At 42.3% G+C, this 18,693-nt stretch carries 18 protein-coding genes and 1 pseudogene; 8 read left to right on the top strand and 11 right to left on the bottom strand.

Annotated elements, in window-relative coordinates:
- Positions 1 to 7: 7 nt before the first annotated feature.
- Positions 8 to 853 (top strand): histidinol-phosphatase, encoded by an 846-nt coding sequence (locus DW033_RS18980; protein ID WP_005862089.1) that lies wholly within the window; start codon positions 8 to 10, stop codon positions 851 to 853.
- Here the strand turns inward: DW033_RS18980 and DW033_RS18975 are convergent.
- The 3 genes from DW033_RS18975 to DW033_RS18965 all read right to left on the bottom strand — a co-directional run bounded on the left by DW033_RS18975 (position 850) and on the right by DW033_RS18965 (position 3,332).
- Positions 850 to 1,422, bottom strand: a complete 573-nt coding sequence (locus tag DW033_RS18975; protein ID WP_057327748.1) for a cob(I)yrinic acid a,c-diamide adenosyltransferase — start codon at positions 1,420 to 1,422, stop codon at positions 850 to 852. The genes DW033_RS18980 and DW033_RS18975 overlap by 4 nt on opposite strands.
- Positions 1,423 to 1,562: 140 nt before the next feature.
- Entirely contained in the window at positions 1,563 to 2,717 is a 1,155-nt protein-coding gene (gene dnaJ, locus DW033_RS18970) for a molecular chaperone DnaJ (protein WP_005856657.1), read from the bottom strand.
- Positions 2,718 to 2,747: 30 nt separating this feature from the next.
- On the bottom strand, positions 2,748 to 3,332 hold the full coding sequence (locus tag DW033_RS18965; protein WP_005862085.1) for a nucleotide exchange factor GrpE: 585 nt from the start codon (positions 3,330 to 3,332) through the stop codon (positions 2,748 to 2,750).
- 216 nt (positions 3,333 to 3,548) lie between these two features.
- Here DW033_RS18965 and DW033_RS18960 point away from each other — a divergent pair, with 216 nt between their 5' ends.
- From DW033_RS18960 to corA, 3 genes are read left to right on the top strand one after another with little or no spacing between them, the layout of a single operon-like run.
- Complete coding sequence (locus DW033_RS18960; RefSeq protein WP_122383028.1) at positions 3,549 to 4,979, top strand: DUF4136 domain-containing protein; 1,431 nt, start codon at positions 3,549 to 3,551, stop codon at positions 4,977 to 4,979.
- Positions 4,980 to 4,994: 15 nt separating this feature from the next.
- Positions 4,995 to 7,463 carry an endonuclease MutS2 gene (locus DW033_RS18955; RefSeq protein WP_122297342.1) on the top strand — a complete coding sequence of 823 codons (2,469 nt, stop codon included), beginning with the start codon at positions 4,995 to 4,997 and terminating at the stop codon, positions 7,461 to 7,463.
- A 15-nt stretch (positions 7,464 to 7,478) separates the two neighbouring features.
- Positions 7,479 to 8,555 carry a magnesium/cobalt transporter CorA gene (gene corA / locus DW033_RS18950; RefSeq protein WP_009275997.1) on the top strand — a complete coding sequence of 359 codons (1,077 nt, stop codon included), beginning with the start codon at positions 7,479 to 7,481 and terminating at the stop codon, positions 8,553 to 8,555.
- A 9-nt stretch (positions 8,556 to 8,564) separates the two neighbouring features.
- Here the strand turns inward: corA and DW033_RS18945 are convergent, their stop codons facing one another.
- Complete coding sequence (locus tag DW033_RS18945; RefSeq protein ID WP_122297341.1) at positions 8,565 to 9,164, bottom strand: recombinase family protein; 600 nt, start codon at positions 9,162 to 9,164, stop codon at positions 8,565 to 8,567.
- A 111-nt stretch (positions 9,165 to 9,275) separates the two neighbouring features.
- Between DW033_RS18945 and DW033_RS18940 the strand changes: the two genes are divergently transcribed.
- Positions 9,276 to 10,364 (top strand): winged helix DNA-binding domain-containing protein, encoded by a 1,089-nt coding sequence (locus tag DW033_RS18940; protein ID WP_122268339.1) that lies wholly within the window; start codon positions 9,276 to 9,278, stop codon positions 10,362 to 10,364.
- Here DW033_RS18940 and DW033_RS18935 read toward each other — a convergent pair.
- The gene (locus DW033_RS18935; protein WP_122115036.1) at positions 10,326 to 10,601 is read right to left on the bottom strand and encodes a zinc ribbon domain-containing protein; all 276 of its coding nucleotides are present in this window, start codon (positions 10,599 to 10,601) and stop codon (positions 10,326 to 10,328) included. The two genes, DW033_RS18940 and DW033_RS18935, sit on opposite strands and share 39 nt — an antisense overlap.
- 6 nt (positions 10,602 to 10,607) lie before the next feature.
- Positions 10,608 to 11,450, bottom strand: coding sequence for a GyrI-like domain-containing protein (locus DW033_RS18930; protein WP_008772069.1), 843 nt, complete (start codon positions 11,448 to 11,450; stop codon positions 10,608 to 10,610).
- Between the two features lie 200 nt (positions 11,451 to 11,650).
- Between DW033_RS18930 and DW033_RS18925 the strand changes: the two genes are divergently transcribed.
- Positions 11,651 to 12,169 carry a cupin domain-containing protein gene (locus tag DW033_RS18925; protein ID WP_048927352.1) on the top strand — a complete coding sequence of 173 codons (519 nt, stop codon included), beginning with the start codon at positions 11,651 to 11,653 and terminating at the stop codon, positions 12,167 to 12,169.
- Positions 12,170 to 12,371: 202 nt separating this feature from the next.
- Here DW033_RS18925 and DW033_RS24740 read toward each other — a convergent pair whose 3' ends face one another.
- Positions 12,372 to 12,545 (bottom strand): hypothetical protein, encoded by a 174-nt coding sequence (locus DW033_RS24740; protein ID WP_199712377.1) that lies wholly within the window; start codon positions 12,543 to 12,545, stop codon positions 12,372 to 12,374.
- 215 nt (positions 12,546 to 12,760) lie between these two features.
- On the opposite strand from DW033_RS24740, the gene DW033_RS18920 reads away from it, so the two are divergent.
- Positions 12,761 to 13,969 (top strand): hexokinase, encoded by a 1,209-nt coding sequence (locus tag DW033_RS18920; protein ID WP_008780530.1) that lies wholly within the window; start codon positions 12,761 to 12,763, stop codon positions 13,967 to 13,969.
- A gap of 223 nt (positions 13,970 to 14,192) precedes the next feature.
- Here the strand turns inward: DW033_RS18920 and DW033_RS18910 are convergent.
- Positions 14,193 to 14,477: pseudogene (locus DW033_RS18910) on the bottom strand (response regulator transcription factor); the annotation flags it as partial.
- Between the two features lie 117 nt (positions 14,478 to 14,594).
- Between DW033_RS18910 and DW033_RS18905 the strand changes: the two are divergent.
- The gene (locus DW033_RS18905) at positions 14,595 to 15,791 is read left to right on the top strand and encodes a PLP-dependent aminotransferase family protein (RefSeq protein ID WP_005856630.1); all 1,197 of its coding nucleotides are present in this window, start codon (positions 14,595 to 14,597) and stop codon (positions 15,789 to 15,791) included.
- Here the strand turns inward: DW033_RS18905 and DW033_RS18900 are convergent.
- The 3 genes from DW033_RS18900 to DW033_RS18885 all read right to left on the bottom strand — a co-directional run bounded on the left by DW033_RS18900 (position 15,779) and on the right by DW033_RS18885 (position 18,693).
- A complete protein-coding gene (locus DW033_RS18900; protein WP_008772066.1) occupies positions 15,779 to 17,200 on the bottom strand; it encodes a PLP-dependent aminotransferase family protein in 1,422 nt (473 codons plus the stop codon). The two genes, DW033_RS18905 and DW033_RS18900, sit on opposite strands and share 13 nt — an antisense overlap.
- A 613-nt stretch (positions 17,201 to 17,813) precedes the next feature.
- Positions 17,814 to 18,260: a type II toxin-antitoxin system VapC family toxin gene (locus DW033_RS18890; protein ID WP_008777395.1), complete on the bottom strand. Its 447-nt coding sequence runs from the start codon at positions 18,258 to 18,260 to the stop codon at positions 17,814 to 17,816.
- The gene (locus DW033_RS18885; protein WP_008777396.1) at positions 18,238 to 18,693 is read right to left on the bottom strand and encodes a hypothetical protein; all 456 of its coding nucleotides are present in this window, start codon (positions 18,691 to 18,693) and stop codon (positions 18,238 to 18,240) included. Before DW033_RS18885 ends, DW033_RS18890 begins: the two co-directional genes overlap by 23 nt.

Raw genomic sequence — 18,693 nt, 5'->3', positions numbered from 1 at the left:
AACAATCATGCAACTCAGTAACTACCATAGTCATTGTACTTTTTGTGATGGAAGAAGTATTCCGGAGGATTTCGTGAGATTCGCCATAACACACGGGTTCCGTGCGTACGGTTTTTCCTCCCACTCGCCGCTTCCGTTCGAGACCTTCTGGAATATGTCTAAAGACGATATGCCGGAGTATCTGCAAGAGATAAACCGACTGAAACAGAAATACAGCGATCAACTAGAAATATATGCCGGTCTGGAGATTGATTATCTGGACGAGACCTATAACGCCTCGATCCCCTATTTCCAAGAGTTGCCTTTGGACTACCGGATCGGTTCCATCCATTTCCTGCCCGTATCAGAGCGTCTGGTCGAAGAGAACATGGTCTGTATAGACGGCTCATTCAGGGAATACGCCCACTCCGTGGAGCGTCATTTTGAAGGAGATGTCCGGTTGCTTGTCAAGCGTTTCTTCGATACCACGATGAAAATGATAGAGGCCGGAGGCATCGATATCGTCGGGCATATGGACAAGATCTATATGAACGGACAGAAATACGAGATCTTCAATTTTGAGGAGGATTGGTATCGGAAGCCTTTTGAGGCTTGTCTGGATCTGGTTCAGGAGAAAGGCTTGATGGTAGAGGTCAACACCAAGAACTGGACCAAGAAAAAAGAGCTTTACCCCCGTGTGGAATACCTATCACGGATGCGGGAAATGAATATCCCTGTCATGGTGAACTCCGATTGCCATTATCCGGATTTGGTGAACGACGGTCGCAAGGAGGCTTTCAAGTTGCTGAAGCAAGCCGGCTTCAAGTCCACCCGTGAGCTCGTGAAAGGCAAATGGCAAGATATCGCCCTCTAGGATTTATTTTTCCGCTTATACAGGAAGGATTGCCAACGTTCCTCAGCGTTCCCTTGACGAAACATGTCATAACGTGCCATCGTAAAGAACAGATCCGATAAACGATTCACGAACGCCATGATCCCGGCAGGAACCGGGTCTTTCCGATTCAATGTCCACAAGCGGCGTTCGGCCCTGCGGGTGATCGTACGGGCCAATTGGAGGTGCGCCGAAACAGGTGTGCCTCCCGGAAGGATAAAATACCCGTTATCCTCCATCTGGGCGGATAGATCATCGATATGGGACTCACAAAAGACGGCCAAATCATCGGGAAGCGGATTCGGATTCTGATCACGGATCGCCGATGGTGTCGCCACATGAGACATCACGGCCATCATCTCACGCTGTATCCTACCCAGCAACACCTGCCATTCATGATCGGGAGGCAGCAACGTACGGACAATGCCGATCTCGGCGTTCAACTCATCCAACGTCCCATTCGCCTCAATACGGATGTCATCCTTATCGACACGCTCACCGCCATGTATGCCGGTTTTTCCTTTATCTCCTCCACGGGTATATATTCTCATAGGATACTCATTTTAGGACTTATGAAAAAAGACTACCGTATTCCGGCGATAAACACTATAGTATTCATTTCCAAACACTACTGTGTTTATCCACGAATACTATAGTGTTCTCACACGAACACAATAGTCTTTCCTATTCGTTAATCAAAGAAGTGCTTAAACTTACTGAAGATTTTCTCTTTCATCGTCTTATTAGGCTGGAAGTTCGGTGAATTCTCCAATCCGTTCAGCGTCTCTTTCTCCGTAGACGACAAAGTCTCGGGGATATATACACTCACGTTCACCAACAAATCGCCCGTACCATAACTATTGATGGAAGGAAGTCCTTTATTACGCAAACGAAGCACCTTACCCGGCTGTGTACCCGGCTCGATCTTCAATTTCGCCTTTCCGTCGATGGTCGGGACCTCTACCGTGGCTCCCAAGGCTGCTTGCGGAACACTCAATAGCAGGTTGTATAACAGATCGTTCTCATCACGAATCAACTCCGGATGCGGTTCCTCCTCGATAAGGATCAATAAGTCGCCGTTGATTCCACCATGTCGTGCGGCGTTGCCTTTACCATTCATGGAGAGCTGCATGCCCTCGGCTACACCGGCAGGGATATTGATCGTGATAATCTCATCGTCGCGAACGACGCCCTCACCGTTACACTCCGTACATTTCTTGACAACGATCTTGCCCTCGCCACCACAAGTAGGACAAGTCGTCTGCGTCTGCATCTGCCCAAGGATCGTGTTGGCGATACGGGTAACGACACCGCTACCTTTACACGTATCACACGTCTTCACACCCTCCGAGCCTTCCGCCCCGCTACCGTGACAATGCGAACAAGGCACATACTTCTTCACCTTGATCTTCTTTTCCACGCCGTTAGCGATCTCTTTCAGGTTCAGCTTCACCTTCACACGCAAATCCGATCCACGGTTCACACGGCGTCCTCCACGAGAACCGCCGAAACCACCGAAGCCACCAAAACCGCCAAAATGTCCACCAAAGATGTCGCCGAACTGGGAGAAGATATCCTCCATGGACATACCACCACCGAAGCCGCCACCTTGTGAAGCCCCGCCGACACCCGCATGGCCGAATTGGTCATAACGCTGACGCTTTTGCGGATCGCTCAACACGTCGTATGCCTCTGCCGCCTCCTTAAAGTTCTCCTCCGCTTGCTTATCGCCCGGGTTCTTATCCGGGTGGAATTGTATCGCCTTCTTACGGTACGCTTTCTTTATCTCATCCGCCGAAGCATTCTTCTCAACGCCCAGCACTTCATAGTAATCCCTTTTAGCCATCCTTGTATTTGTTATTTGCCGATTTTCCGATTATTCTCCCACTACTACTTTAGCGTGACGTATTACCTTGTCAAATAAGGTATATCCAGTTTGTACGCAATCCAATACCTTGCCCTTCATGTCCGGTTCCGGAGCGGGAATCGTAGCGATAGCCTCAAACTCCTCCGTGTTGAACGGCTTGCCTATGGCCTCGATCGGCTTTACGCCTTGCTGAGACAGATAGCCCATGAACTTACCGAAAATCAAGTCCACGCCTTCTTTAACGGCCTCTACATCCTCAGCCGTGCGGACATTCTGCAAAGCACGCTCGAAATCGTCGATAATAGGAAGAAGGTTCTTTAACGCACCCTCGCCGCCAGTCTTGATCAAATCGGCCTTCTCACGCATCGTACGTTTACGGTAATTGTCAAACTCCGCCATCAAGCGCAGGTGGGAATCGTTCAATTCGTTATATTTCTTTTGCAAGGCTTCCACCTCGCCCGACACATTGTCAGAGCCGGCAGTTTCATCTGCCGCATTTGACTGTTCTTCCTGCAAATTTGTCGCTTCCTCATTATTCACGTTTTCGTTTTTTGAAGCGTTTTCTTTTTTCTCGTTTGGATTCATCTTGCTCATAATCTATCTGATTTTTTTCATTACTAACTAATTGTAAGCGAAATACGGTACCACATAAATACCCTTAAAAAGTATATACACAGCATCCATATCAAGTTCATACACTATTATAGCAGCAAATATATTGCCAACTATTCCACCACATCAAAAATATCTTTACCTTTGCCTATGTTTTAAACGAAACAGGTATTTTTAGAGTAAATAAAATTCCAGAATATGATGAGAAGTGTGATTTTATCAACGTTACTATTAGTATTGGCGGTCTGTACGGTTTCCGCCCAAAACAGGAATACATCCATCTGCCGACTAGGCTTCACATACGATATCAGCCAGAGCAAGAACTGGGGAAATAACAAGCCGGTCATTAAAAGCGTCATCCCTTATTCATCCGCCGAGCAAGCAGGTATTAAGAAATACGACGTGATCGAGGAGATCAACGGTGTACCTGTGACGGAAATATCTGTCGATGAGATCCCACAACTGCTGAATCCCGCCGGAAGAAACGATGTCCTATTGACTATCAGCAACCTTTCCTCTCCTTCTAAACAAGTATTGGTAAAGAAGGACTGCAAGAAAAGTAACGCCATCACGGAAGACCAGCTGGCGTCCGCCTATGCGATGTATAGCTTGGAGACAACCAATGAGCAAGAATTCATATGCCCGTTCAAGACTACCGTCACATCCGACGGCGTAGATTTCGGTAACTTCAAGACATTCGCCTTCTCGACCATCGACGAGAATAACCGTAAACTGGAAACGGTCATCAACGAATGCATCGAGAACGAGTTGACCAAAAAAGGACTTACGGTTGATATCGCGAAGCCGGATTTATTGATACAGACTTTCTATTTTTTCGATAAGAACCCGAACTATCTGGGAGCGAATAAAGTATTGGTAGAAAAAGAACCGACTTACCGGTACAACTTCTCGCACAGTAAGATGGAGAAATTCCCGTTCTTGAATTACGCCGCCGCCGAAGCGGAAGCCGAATATCTGTTGCAATTCGGTATCCGTATCATCGATCAAAAAGATATCCCCGGACGTGTACTCTGGGAATGTGAGGCGAACGAGTTGCTGGAAGACTCTTATCGTTTAGACGAATACGCCCGGGTGCATGTCCCGTTGATGTGTATGCAATACCCATACACGAAATACGGACGTAACGTACCGTTCAAGGTGAGCAAGAAGACCTATAATTATACGGGGATCAGCTACGATATCGATAAATTGGATCAAGTGGTTGACGTAGATCGTAACTCTCCCGCTTATGCGGCAGGCATCCGTCCCCGTGACATTATAGAAAAGATCGGCCGCCATAAGATGGATCATTCGGCAGAGGAGTTCTCATCCGCCTACAAACACTTTATCACGAACACGATGCAATATCGTGATCCGAAGACGATGTTTACGGACGCGAACGGTTTCAAATATTGCATGTTTTGGGACGTATTCAAATATCCCCAAATAGCGGATGCGTCGCAAAGCTCCGATTACTTGCCGGCGTTCTCTTATTTATACTATTTCGCCCCTTATATTAATCCGTCCGGCAACAACGCCTGTACATTTAATATAAAGCGTGGCAAGACAAAATTAGAAGTAATTATCCGTCCTACCATTCGCTCTGAAGTGACGGTAGAGATCAAATAAAGATTTTACAAACACGTGATATATCCACAAAATTTTGAACAAAAGACGGGCTTTGATAAGATCCGTCACTTAATCACAGAAAAATGTTTAAGCCCGCTCGGGGAAGAGCGGGTAGCGGAGATAGGATTCTCCGCCGATTTCGAGGTCGTATCCAAGCGATTGGAACAAACCGATGAGTTTATCCGTATCCTACACGGAGACACGGAATTCCCCGCCAGTTATTTCTTCGACGTGCGCTATTCCTTGAAACGGATTCGGCCGGAAGGTACTTGGCTGGATGAACGGGAGTTGTTCGACCTCAAACGTTCCTTGCAAACGATCAATGACATCGTACGCTTCTTCAAGCCCATGGACGATGAGGAAATCAAGTATCCGGCCTTGACTGAATTGGCGGGAGATATCTTTGTCTTCCCCCAATTGATTGGAAAGATCGATAGCATCCTCGATAAATTCGGCAAGGTCAAGGACAGTGCTTCCTCCACCCTATCGCAAATCCGCAGGGAGATGACGATCACGATGAGCGGTATATCCCGCAGCCTGCAATCCATCCTCCGTGCGGCGCAATCGGACGGGGTTGTCGATAAGGACGTGACACCGACCATGCGCGACGGTCGTTTGATGATCCCGGTAGCCCCGGCCTTCAAACGAAAGATAAAAGGTATCGTACATGATGAGTCCGCCAGTGGCAAGACGGTCTTTATAGAGCCGGAGGTGGTCGTGGAAGCGAATAACCGCATCCGGGAACTGGAAGGGGAAGAACGCCGGGAAATCATTAAGATACTGACGGAATTCACGAACGTGATCCGTCCTTTAGCTCCGGATATCCTACAATCTTACGAGTTTCTTGCCGACATTGACTTCATTCGTGCGAAAGCGTTATTCGCGGAGCAAGTCAAGGCGATCAAGCCGATCGTGGAGGATAAGCGACAAATGGATTGGGTACGTGCCGTGCATCCGCTCTTATTCCTGTCTTTACAGAAACAGGGCAAGCAGGTAGTTCCCCTCGATATCGAGCTGACCGAGGGAAAACGGATCTTAATCATATCCGGTCCGAACGCCGGTGGTAAATCCGTTTGCCTGAAAACGGTCGGATTACTTCAATACATGTTGCAATGTGGTTTATTGATTCCTTTGCATGAGCGATCAAGAACCGGGATCTTCGAGCATATATTCATCGATATAGGCGATGAGCAAAGCATCGAGAACGATTTGAGTACCTACAGTTCCCACCTTACCAACATGAAGTATTTCGTGAAGAATTGTAACGAGCGGACCATTATCCTAATCGATGAGTTCGGTAGCGGTACGGAACCCCAGATTGGCGGCGCTATCGCCGAGGCTTTATTGGATCGCTTCAACCGGAATCATAGCTTTGGGGTAATCACGACCCACTACCAGAATTTGAAGCATTTCGCCGAGGATACGGAGGGTATCGTAAACGGTGCCATGTTGTACGACCGCCATTTGATGCAGCCCTTGTTCAAGCTTTCTATCGGAAACCCGGGTAGCTCGTTCGCCGTAGAGATCGCACGCAAGATCGGTCTGCCCGAGGACGTGATAGCCGACGCTTCCGCGAACGTCGGAGCGGATTATATCAATATGGACAAATACTTGCAAGATATCGTACGCGATAAACGGTACTGGGAAAGCAAACGGCAGAATATCCGTCAGCAGGAGAAAAAACTGGAAGATGTCACTTCTCGTTATGAACAAGACTTGGAAGCCGTAAACAAGCAACGGAAAGAGATCATCCGGGAGGCAAAGGCCGAGGCCCAACGTATTCTAGCGGAGGCTAACGCCAAGATCGAGAATACCGTCCGTGAGATCAAGGAGGCCCAAGCGGAAAAAGAACAGACCAAACTGGCCCGCAAAGCCTTGGAAGAGTTCAAGAACTCCGTAATGGCGACCGAAGAAGAAGACGATAAGATCGCACGCAAGATGGCGAAGCTCAAGGAACGGAACGAACGGAAGAAACAGAAACAAAAAGTGACGGCCCAGCCAATATTTAATAAAGAGGTGATAGAGGTCGGTGACAATGTACGCCTTAAAGGGCAGGTTTCCGCCGGAACCGTTATGGAACTACAAGGAAAGCAGGCCGTAGTAGCATTCGGGATGATCAAAAGCACGGTTAAGCTGGAGCAGTTGGAAAAGGTAAGCAAAGGCCAGATCAAACGGGAAATCCAGAAAAGCACGTTCGTCAGCTCCCAGACCACTGACAATATGCATGAGAAGAAGATAAACTTTAAGCAAGAAATCGATGTGAGAGGAATGAGGGGCGATGAGGCATTGCAAAGCGTGACCTATTTTATCGACGACGCCATTCAAGTCGGGGCAGGCAAGGTTCGCATCTTGCATGGAACCGGTACGGGTATCTTACGTCAGCTAATCCGGGATTATCTGCGCACGGTTCCCGGTGTCCGTCGTTTTCAAGACGAGCATGTGCAGTTCGGAGGCGCCGGCATCACCGTTGTTGAATTCGATTAAAAAGAGATCCTTATTATGAGACGGAATGAATATACACACAGGAGAAGACATATATCCAACCGGCATTTATCGGACAAGTATTATTACGCCGGCGAACATGAGACAGCAACCGGCATCCGTCTCACGCAATACAACGAACAATCTTTGCATACGAAAGAGGTGCGGATAACCGACACCTCTTTCAGCAAACTATCCGACTCGGATCAGATCAATTGGTTCGAGGTTAGCGGATTGACCAATGCGGATGCCATTACCCGTATCGTAAAAGATTTCGGACTGCATAATCTGGACGCTAAGGATATCTTGACTCCCCAACACGTGGTCAAGGTAGAGGAATACAAAGGACGAATGCTTATCGTATTAAACTCCTGCTATTACGATGTCAATAACGAGATGCGGTCTGAGCACATCAGTATACTGGTAGCGAACAATACGGTTATCACTTTTACGGAAAGCAACAACCCCGTATTCGAGGCCGCTCATAAAGCGCTACTATCCAACATGCTGAACATCCGGAAAAAAGGCAGTGGATTGCTGCTCGCTTTCCTTCTAAACACCATCATAGCGAATTTAGTAGAATCCGCCTCAAAGGTAGAAGAGATACTAGAGGATATAGAAGAGACTTTGCTCGATCCTAAGAACGATCAGGGTAATATGGGTTCCCTAATCCAACAACACCGCCATGAGTACATGACTATCCGTAAGAATAGCCTACCGCTGAAAGATCAATTCTCAAAACTATTACGAACAGAGAACGGGATTATCACCCCGGATATCCTGCCGATCTATAATGACCTGCAAGACCAACTCCAATTCGTTATCCAAACAACGGAAAGCTGCCGGGAAATCACCTCTTCCCTTGTCGATCTTTATATATCCAATAACGATCTTAGGATGAACGCCATCATGAAACGGCTGACGATTGTCTCCACCCTTTTCATCCCTTTGACATTCTTGGTGGGCGTATGGGGTATGAACTTCAAGATAATGCCGGAATTGGATTGGCGTTACGGTTATTTCATAGCTTGGGCCGTCATGATAGCTACCGGAGTATTGACTTGGCTATATATGAAACGAAAGGATTGGTATTAAAACCAATCCTTACGATCTGAAGAATTTCTTCCTATACTTATAAAAAGTATTCTTAGAGACGTTGAAATGCTCGCAAATCGATCCTACCGATTCTCCCCGCTCCAACATGTTCATGATCTCCCCCTTATGGGCGTCTAAGAAGAACAACTTGGATTCCGAGCCTTTAGGACGTCCCAACCGCTTTCCCGTACTTTTCACCTGTTCCAAGGCGTCTTTTGTACGTATGGAAACCAGACTGTGATCAATCTCGTCTACTTGCTTGAAGACATTAATCATCAATTGGCGATCCATCCGGTCATCGAATATATAACGGTCGTTTATACAATAGACCGTCACGTCCTTCTCCATGCAAACGGTAAGTATCCCCATCAACTCATATAAGGTAAGACACAAACGGGTAATATCCGATACGATCAAGGCATCCCCTTTCTTCAAGCGTTCGAGAACAAGTTTTAACTTTGATCCCGGCTGTTTCGCTTTCTCTCCGGATACTTCCATGACCCATTTATCCACATGGATATCTTTGGCCGCGGCAAAAGAAGAGATCTCTTCCCTTTGAATATCCAAGTGTTGCCGGTCTGTAGCCACATTTAAATACGCTATCGTCATAAATTTCACTAATTGTTTCTAGCGTGAAGGTACAAAAAGAATGAGTATATCTTCAAGATTATGGGATGTTTAACGCTTTATTTCGTACATTTGCGTTTATATTCATATATTATGATAACACATATACGAGTAGCTAGCCAACAATTGGAACAACCCCGATTCGAGTCCCCGAAAGAGTTGGTCTCTTGGATGGGCGCTATCCAGGCGCAGGAGTATGAGATGGCCAAATGGGCGATCGGTATTCGCTTGAGATCCTCTTCCCTTGAAAAGGTAAATGAGGCTTTGTACAAAGGTGATATTCTACGTACCCATGTGATGCGTCCTACTTGGCATTTCGTGGCCGCCGAGGATATCCGTTGGATGCTTATGCTATCTTCCGAGCGTATCAAGGCTGCCGTTATGTCGTACGCCAAGGGACATTTCGGGAAGATAGAAAAAACGCTGTTCACAAGATGCCTAGATCAGATCGGAAAGATACTGGAAGGATACAAAAGCCTGACCAAACAAGAAGTAACGGCGGAATTGCAAAAATCCGGGATTTTGCCCACCATAGATCACGTAAACCTTTTCCTTACATGGGGTGAGGTGGAAGGCATCGTCTGTAGCGGGATCGATAAAGGAAAGAAAACGACTTACGCCTTATTGGACGAACGTGTCCCTCCTACTCGTGAACTTTGCAGGGAAGAGGCTCTGGCGAGATTGGCATCCAGATATTTTCAAAGCCACTCCCCTGCCCAGTTACAGGATTTTGTTTGGTGGTCCGGGCTAACCGCTACCGAGTGTAGGTTCGCTATCAATCTGATCAAGGCGGAGTTAATGACCGAGACGTTCGATTCCCGTGAATATTTCATCCACCAATCATGGAAAGGAAAAAATGAGAGCGAACCTGTACTGCGTCTCCTCCCCGCCTTCGATGAATACTTGATCAGTTACAAAAACCGCACGGACGTATTGCCGCTAGAACATCATCCAAAAGCGTTCAACCGATTCGGCACCTTCTACCCGGTTATCTTATATAACGGAAAGATAATAGGTAATTGGAGCCGCTCCATTAAGAAAAACACCATTCAAATAGAAATGGACTTTTTCGAGAAGAAGCCCCGCATTCCAGTGAAACTAATCCAGCAGGCCGAAGCGCAGATAGACGCTTTTTATAGAGGCTTATTGTACCGCCCAGCGCTTCAATGTCGGGAAAAATAATTTCATATTCGCTACGGCCTCCTCTTTCGTATAATGAAGGTCCGCATCTTTATTGAACTCATCGACAAACTGGACACAATGATCGATCATCTGATCCATCGTACAGTCCATCGTGAAGGCCCCGTCCTTATAACAATAGCAACAATATTCCTCATTCTTGCTTCCGTCATGGTTCGTTCCTAACTCCTCATTCTTTTGCAGCGGCATACCGCAGCTTTGGCAAAATTTTGTTTCCATACTAATTTATTTTATAGGTATATAAATCTTTGTCACTTGCGTATCGTCATCCTCTTCCGAATAACTCACATATTCCTCAAACGCCATTCCATGCCGTTTGGTATAATTGAAATCTATATTTATAGTATTATATAGTTCTTGTAATCCCGCATAACTACCTTTTAAGGTATAAACCGCATATTTTCCTTTCTGCAAACGAATCGTACCGAACATCCCTGATGGAATAATCTCCTTCCCGACCGAAGCGCAAGCGTAAAAACGACATTGGTCCGGATGAGTGACGTTCGGGTCATCAAAACTTAGACCAATAAAGCGGGTGTCCTCTGATAACGCTTGATTCTCTTTTAAGAATCCGATCAACAGATTCCATGCCTCCTCATAGGGTTCCGCCTCACCATATTTTCCAAAAATCCGGATATAAACCAAATCTAAATCATCTACCTCACAAACCTCAACTTCAAGATCGTGTGGATTACTCCACTTCTCGGTCTCTTCTCTCAGACGTGCTCGCAACTTATCCATATAAGCTTTCGGAGATACGCTGAATTGTTTCTTGAACGCTTTCGAGAAAGATTGGGGGTTATCATAGCCTACCCGACTCGCTAGATCTGCCAGACTCATATCTTCCGTATGCATATATAGAACCGCTCGCTCTACACGCTGCCTTGCCACATAAGCATATAATGACTCATTCAAGGCTCCTTTCATAATACGTAGTAGCTGCCGCTCGGACACGTTTACCTGCCCGGCTATTATATCCAGTCGTAAAGGGAGATGCAAATTCGCATTGATATAATCAATTACTTGATTAATTTTCCGTTGATATATGTTTTCCGTATCAGGCTTCATCCTATAGATTCTTATGATGACAAAAATACATAATCCCAACAGACTAACAATTGTCCAATCTCGCCAATTTGAGATTTCCCCTATATTTATTTAAAAGCCATCAACTTCAAGATTCTATAGATTGTAAAATCAGTAATTCTGTTACACTTATCAGTAATTGGTATACAAAAGCAATGGAATATCTTAAATAATTTTGTAATATGAATAAAATCAAGAAAACAAATATGAATATAAAGAAAATAACCATTGCCATGTTGATCACATTAATCTCCATTGGCAATATAAACGCACAAGAAATGAAAACTGAAATTCCAAAAATTAGTGAATTCCCTACAGGAAATGAAAACACCGGGTTTGAACAATATTTCTCGGGGAAGTCTTGGCTGGTGCCATTAACAAGCAATAAGGATTTAAACGTACCAATGTTTAACGTAACGTTTGAACCTAACTGCCGAAACAACTGGCACACGCATACAGGAGGGCAGATACTCATCGCCGTAGGTGGTGTGGGTTATTATCAAGAACGAGGTAAAAGCGCCCGTCGTTTACTACCCGGGGATGTTGTCGAAATCGCACCAAACATAGAGCATTGGCACGGCGCCTCACCGGACAGTTGGTTTTCGCATATCGCCGTAGAATGTAATCCCCAAACCAATAAAAACACTTGGCTTGAGCCGGTAAGTGATGAGGAATATGGGAAGGCCGTAAATGATAAGTAGTAGATTTTCCTTATCGTTTACACAAACCGAGCCTAAAAGACACTCCGGTTTCCCCTAGAAGAAACTGCAGTTTCTATCCTAGCGGGAAACTGTAGTTTCCTAAGAAAGAAATACAAAGAAACTATAATATACTAGTAAACAGAATATTGAATAATATATTCTCATCCTATGCCCTGTATATAAGACATTCTTCTCACAAAATTCAATCCGTGCAATTAATATCATTAACAGATTCATTCTCATACGCAAACTTTTGTGATTTTATAAATATATCACGGTACTCATCAAGCAAGTTAATGTCCCGCAAATCATTAACGCCTAAAATCTCACGGATTAAATCCGCCTTGCCTGCTTCTATCTCCACTTTCGGTATCATATATCTTAATTTAGATTAATAAATAAAATCATCTGTTTGGTGTTTTAAACAGACATCGTCACCCTTTTGTTTATACAAAATTTAAATTTAACACAACAAATTTTACAGTATCCAAAATTTATCTCCTTAACTTAATCAACCAATAAGGATAGTCAAATCCCTTTCTAAATTGTTATTCACTAACAAGGATATTTCAAAATCAAAAAATCAATCTTATGGAGAAAAATATTTTCTGGTTAGAAAATGACCAACTCAAAGAGATAGCCAGTTCATTTCGGGAAAAGGTTGAAGAGGGATTAAAACATGAAAATGCGGAGATACAATGCATACCGACTTTTATCTCTCCCAAAACCTCTGATATTAATGGAAAAGCATTGGTTCTCGATTTAGGAGGAACCAACTATAGAGTAGCGACCGTCGATCTTGGACAAGGATCACCAACCATCCATCCCAACAACGGGTGGAAAAAAGACATGTCGATCATGAAATCACCGGGATATACTCGTGAGGAGCTATTTAAAGAATTAGCCGATATGATTGTCGGGATAAAACGGGATGAGGAAATGCCAATCGGCTATTGTTTTTCTTATCCAGCAGAATCCGTACTCAGTGGAGACGCCAAATTGTTACGTTGGACAAAAGGAGTCGACATTAAAGAAATGGTAGGGCAATTAGTAGGTAAACCACTTCTCGACTACCTAAACGAACATTGTAAAATCAAATTTACAGGTATTAAAGTATTAAATGATACTATCGCCAGCTTGTTTGCCGGCCTAACCGACAATAGCTATGACGCCTATATCGGTCTGATCGTAGGAACAGGCACCAACATGGCCACTTTCATTCCGGCGGATAAAATAAAGAAATTAGATCCGAGTTATAATATACAAGGCTTAGTCCCTGTCAACCTAGAGTCGGGTAACTTCCATCCTCCATTCCTCACGACAGTCGATGACACGGTTGACGCCATTTCAGACAGCCTTGGAAAACAGCGGTTTGAGAAAGCGGTTTCGGGTATGTATCTAGGCGATATATTGAAAGCGGCTTTCCCTTTGGATGAGTTTGAGAATAAATTCGATGCCCAAAAATTGACCGCTATCATGAACTATCCGGATATTCACAAGGACGTATATGTAGATGTAGCTCATTGGATCTACAACAGATCAGCACAATTAGTCGCCGCATCGCTACTGGGCCTTATTCAGTTACTGAGATCATATAATAAAGATATACAAAAAATCTGTCTAGTAGCCGAAGGCAGTCTATTTTGGAGCGAGAATAGAAAAGATAAAAACTATAACATTCTTGTTCTGGAGAAATTACAAGAACTCCTTAATGAATCCGCATTAGCGGATGTCGAAATCCATATCAACAATATGAATAACGCAAACTTGATAGGAACAGGTATAGCGGCGCTCTCTTGAAATCAATATGAATGAAGTGAATCTTGAACTATAAAATTACGTTTTTCAAAATAAATAGAAAGTGCGGGTATTCTTTACATACGATACCCGCACTACTTTTTCCGCAGAAAAATGATTGTATAATTCACTCATAGCGCATCGCACAAATGGATTCAGCCCCAGAGGATGAAATATAACCGCAATCATATCAATATTAGCTAGTGGTTTGGATTGGATATCGTAATCAATAGAGAATACCGAAATTTTCCGCCTTATTGATAGCTTCGATCGCATTATCTACATTTAGCTTTGCCAATATATTCTTTCGGTGATTATTTACCGTATAAATACTAAGATTTAGCTTATAAGCGATCTCTTTGCTCAGAAAACCTTGCCGAATTAATATTAGTATTTCTTTCTCACGCTTGGTTAATTGAGGTTCGGCTAGAATAACTGTCGACGCAAGTATCAGTCCTGTCTTTCTATTGATAACTGTCCGTTTAATTCTTTCGGTAGGCGATACAATCGGGATAATACTTGGTTCCGAAAATCTGTACCCGCTGATATTGTGCAAATTGTATCTGTTCTCATTTATCTATTATGCTTTACTTTGCATTATTTTAGTTTTCAAATATATTTAATGATTATGAAGTTGAAATTTGCCAAGAGAATGTCTTATATAAAGGCTTCGGAAATAAGAGAAATACTCAAAGTTACAGAACGGGAAGATGTTATTTCATTTGCTGGTGGACTACCTGCCCCTGAGCTATTCCCCATAGATGAAATTAACAAAATGAATCAGGTCGTTTTGCAAGAAGCAGGAGCAAAAGCTCTTCAATATACGACTACTGAAGGGTATTATCCTTTACGTGAATGGATTGCCAAACGAATGAATGAACGCTTAGGGACATCGTTTGATAAGGATAATATTCTTATAACTCACGGTTCGCAACAAGGATTAGATTTATCCGGAAAAGTATTTCTGGACGATGGTGATATCGTATTGTGTGAAAGCCCCACCTATTTAGCAGCAATTAGCGCATTCAAATCATATGGGAGTGGCTTCATTGAAATTCCAACAGATGAAGAAGGCATGGATATGGCTACTTTGGAAGAGGTACTGAATAATACTCAAAATATAAAACTAATATATGTAATACCAACCTTTCAAAATCCCACTGGAAAAACATGGAGTTTGGAAAGACGAAAAAAACTGGCTGAACTATCTGCTTTATATGATATTCCTGTTATTGAAGATAACCCTTATGGAGAATTAAGGTTTGAAGGAGAGTCTTTACCCTCTATAAAGTCTTTTGATAAGGTAGGTAATATCTTATGCACTGGTAGTTTTTCTAAAATCTTTTGTCCGGGCTTTCGGATTGGGTGGATTGCAGGTGATAAAGATATTATCCGCAAGTATGTGTTAGTTAAGCAGGGCACTGATTTGCAGTGTAACACAATAGCTCAAATGACTATTGCCGAATATCTAAAACGATATGATATTGATGAGCATATTAGCAAAATAGTAGAAGTCTACAGAAAACGCAGAGATATAGCTTTAGAATGTATTGAACGCTATTTTCCTAATGACATAAAATATACTCATCCTCAAGGCGGGTTATTTACTTGGATTGAATTACCCGAAAATATTTCAGCGCATGACATCCTGCAAAAATGCATTGAACAGAAAATAGCCTTTGTACCCGGCAGTTCATTTTATCCTGTTGAGCACAAAGAAAATACTTTTAGAATAAATTACTCTAATATGCCAGAAGATAGAATCATGAAAGGACTTCAAGTAATAGGGGAAGTACTAAAAGAATACATACATCAGTTAAAGTGATTTTTAATTATATCCCCCAATTGTTTTAAACGTTCTTCAAGAAGTGGAGTCCATCGTTGTCCATAGCTTAAACGCATACAATTGGTATATTGCTCTTGTAATGTAAACATACGTCCGGGGGCTATGCTTATTTTTCGCTGCATAGCCCGATAATAAAGTTCTGTTGTATCAATCTGTTTGTCTAATTCCACCCAAAGCATAAATCCTCCTTGTGGAGTAACAATTTTTGTATTCTCGGGGAAGTAATCCATGATGGAATGGGCAAAATGAATACTGTTTGCGTATAATTCTTGTCGCAGTTTACGTAAATGGTTTTCGTATCTGTCATTCTCCATGAAATTGGCAACCGCTTCTTGATTAAGCGCAGGCGTAGAAATAAGGTGAATATTCTTTTGGCGAATAATAGCATGTTTAAATTTGCCGGGAGCAATCCATCCTACCCGATACCCCGGCGCTAATGTTTTAGATACCGCACCACACCATAAAACAAGCCCCTTCTTGTCAAAAGCCTTGCAGGGCTTAGGACGTGAATTACCAAAAAATAAATCACCATATAAATCATCCTCGATCAAAGGTATATCATATCCGGCCAGCATATCAACAACTACCCTTTTATGTTCATCAGGCATACAACTTCCCAATGGGTTATTAAAGTTGCTTATAAGCAGGCAAGCTTTAATTTGTGGTAAAACTTTTTTCAGCGCATCTGGATCAATCCCTGTTACTGGATTGGTAGGTAATTCCAATATACGCAACCCCATACTATTGGCTAATTGTAACATTCCAAAATAGACCGGACTTTCAACCGCAATAGTATCTCCTACCTTAGTAATTACAGATAAAGCTAAAGCAACCGCATTAGTAACTCCAGCAGTTGTCACTATATCATCTTCTGTCAAGTTTCCCTTCCAACTATACGTAAAACGAGCTATAGATTTACGTAATCGCATATTTCCCTGTGTTTCATCATACCGGGTTCCATTACCCGGAAGTGCCTGCATAGCTCTTATAAGTTCTTTATTAAGTTTTGCAATTGGTAATAAAATATCTTCGGGCATTCCTAATGAAAATCGAGTGATCGATTTATCTCCTATTTCTAACGAGCTGTATACGTCAGCAATCAAATCTATCACCTCTTTGCTCTCAGGCTTTACAGACGGTTGTGTTGTCGCTGGAACAGATAGGCGTATGGGTTTGTAATTGACAATATAACCTGATTTTGGGCGTGATATTATAAATCCGTCTTTTTCCAATTCATAATATGCCTGAATTGCAGTATTAAGACTTACACCATTTTCATTGCTAATAGTGCGTAAAGAAGGTAGTTTCTCACCAGCTTTCCACACGCCTTTCTTAATTTGACAGGCAATAGTTCTCGCTATTTCTTGATATAGGATTTCTTTTTTCATACTTGTCAGGTGTTATCTGTATCCTGCAAATATACAAAAATCGTGTCTGTATCTGTTTTGGACTTTGAATTACTTTTACAGAATGACTTTTGTATTGCTTTGCTATTCTTAAATGAAAGAAAGGTATTCGAGTAAACAACTGAATTTAAACACCATTAATAAAAAAATCACAGTAAAACAGGTTTCAGATGATAATATCTAAAATCAATACAGAGATTGAAACCTTCTGCCTGGATAGTGATTTCCGACAATCGTACCCCCTAATCGTTTTTTGGGGAAGGGGGTACGATTTGGATACTCAACCGTGTCTTTTCGTGCCCCTTTTTTGTCTTTCAGGCAAGACTGAAACAATAAAAAAAGTCCTACAATACGTTGATATTGTAGGACTTGTCTCTTTTTTGTCGCCGTTTGGCTTTGTTCTTATGTGATCCGCCTGGGATTCTCCTTGCAGAGTTACCACGCTGATATTTAAAACTTTATATTTTTTGCTTCAAGCATATCCCATGATTTATCCCACTAATTTGCTACGTGCTTTTGCGGTAGTTTGCTCATGGAGAATACTGGGGCAAAGATAAGCAGAAATATTGATAAATTACTTCTCAAAGTCTAATAATCAATCAATAATTTGTGGTATCATCTTTTTTTTCTTATTATATCTTTTCAATCTAAGATCGGATGTTAACAATGGCACATTATACTTTATTGCTGTTGAATATATAAGCTTATCATGATTGTCGAAACTGTATTTTTTCTCAATATCGGTAATCTTTAAAAAAGCTTCCAGTACTTCTTTATCAATTGCCTCTATCGAAATGTTATCGCAACTCTTAATCTTCTCATAGACTTCATATCTAATTTTCTCAGAACGTTCTACATTTGTGAATTGCTTTGAAAATATTTCCACGAAAACAATTGAAGGTATTAATAGTATAATAGAATCATTGTTAAAAGCTTGAGATATAATGTCCAAAGCATGTTGAGACATTTTATTTTGTATTTCAAATGTCGATGAAAAATAAGACATTAATGCAGTTGTATCAATTACGTACTTTTGTTTCATAAAAGCATCTCAATATATTATGTAAATCTTCCTCGAAAGATTGTGATATTTTTTCTTCTATTTGTGCGATTTGCTCAATATTATTTCCGATTGTAGCCTTTTTATGTTGTTCGATCAATAGATTTCTATTGTCCGGTAAATGATATCTAAACAACTCATCAATAAGTTTATAATCCATTTCATCAACAGTAAAATACATTTTATTTTCTAACTCATATATCTCATGAACAATCTCTTTATTTACAGTTTTACTTTTCATTAATTGTTCTAATATTATAGATAAAAAATAGTTTGAACCTATAATATTAATATCCCAATTATCGATTGCACTTTGGATCAATATGCTTAACTCTTCGTTTTCTATACATTGAGAATGTAATAGATAATCAATGACTTCTTTATATTCTTCTCTAGATAAACAACGATGATTCAT

Source organism: Parabacteroides sp. AF39-10AC, from assembly GCF_003635405.1.
GTDB lineage: Bacteria > Bacteroidota > Bacteroidia > Bacteroidales > Tannerellaceae > Parabacteroides > Parabacteroides distasonis.
Note: the sequence above shows the minus strand (reverse complement) of the source record. Positions and strands in the feature narration are given on the sequence as shown.